We start from the raw sequence: 1,388 nt of genomic DNA, 5'->3' as shown, positions 1-1,388 counted from the left end.
GCCGAGGAAGAGGAGTCGCCTGCAGCGGAGGCGGAGGCGGAGGCGGAGGCAGAGCCTGCCCCCGCAGCTGGGCCGGAGGATGAAACCGGGCTCCACGACCCCGCCGATGAGGCTGACTAGGCGCTTGCCTACGGGCAGGGCTGATCACCACGGAGGCCGGACCTGATGTCCACCTTCAAATCCCTGCACATCCTCAACTACCGGATCTGGTTCTTCGGCGCGCTGGTCTCCAACATCGGAACCTGGATGCAGCGGACCGCCCAGGACTGGCTGGTGTTCGACCACCTTACGGACCACGACGCCGGCGCCATGGGCATCACCATGGCGCTCCAGCTCGGCCCCCAGCTCTTCCTGGCGCCCGTCGCCGGACTGGTGGCGGACCGCTACAGCCGCCGGCAGCTGCTGGTGATCACACAGTCGACGATGGCTCTGCTCAGCACAGGGCTGGGCGTCCTGGTGGTACTGGGCGCAGGCCGGTTATGGCACGTCTACGGCTTCGCCCTGCTGCTGGGCATGGTCTCCGCGCTCGATGCTCCGGTGCGGCAGACGTTTGTTTCGGAGCTCGTCCGTGATGACTACCTGCCGAACGCCGTGGCACTTAACAGCGCTTCGTTCAACGTTGCCCGCATGATCGGGCCTGCAGTGGCCGGAATGCTGACCGTGGCGGTCGGCCCGGGTTGGGTGTTCCTGATCAATACCGGCACGTTCCTGGCGATGCTCCTGAGCCTGTGGAAGATCCCGTCGGCGTCCCTGCGCCAGCTTCCCCGCGCCGCCGCGGGCAAGGGGCGGATCCGCGAGGGCCTGCGCTACGTCCGCTACCGGCCGGACCTCGTGGTGGTGCTGGTGGCCGTGTTCATCGTCGGAACGCTCGGGCTGAACTTCGTCCTGTTCATCGCGGCCATGGTTGGCACGGAATTCGGGCTGGACGCTGATGAGTTCGGGCTGATGAACTCCATCATGGCCATCGGCTCGGTGGCCGGCGCCCTGCTCTCCGCGGGCCGCGGAAGACCTCGTCTGCGGACGATCTTCGGCGCGTCAGCTGCCTTTGGTGTGACCTCCGGGCTTGCCGCCCTGGCCCCCAACTACTTCTGGTTCGGCGCCGCCCTGGTACCCGTGGGCTTGTTCGCGATCACCATGATGACCAGTGCCAACGGCTATGTCCAGACCACCACTGATCCGGTCATGCGCGGCCGGGTGATGGCCCTCTATATGTCCATCTTCATGGGCGGCACCCCTATCGGGGCGCCGCTGGTGGGCTGGGTGGCCAACGTGGCAGGGGCCAGATGGGCGCTTGCGGTTGCCGCCGCGTCAGGGATCATCGCCGCGCTGATCGGACTCGTGTGGATCATCCGGGCCCGGCAACTGAGGATCGCGTTCGACCGGCGGGC

At 67.2% G+C, this 1,388-nt stretch carries 1 protein-coding gene; it reads left to right on the top strand.

Annotation, left to right across the window (positions count from 1 at the left end; genetic code table 11):
• Positions 1-165: 165 nt before the first annotated feature.
• The coding region (locus tag DBR22_RS09980) for an MFS transporter (RefSeq protein WP_258229123.1) at positions 166-1,388 on the top strand (1,223 nt) is incomplete at its 3' end.

This window comes from Arthrobacter sp. HMWF013 (genome assembly GCF_003061105.1).
GTDB lineage: Bacteria > Actinomycetota > Actinomycetes > Actinomycetales > Micrococcaceae > Arthrobacter.
The sequence above is the reverse complement of the archived record's forward strand: the minus strand, read 5'-3'. Positions and strand labels throughout refer to the sequence as shown.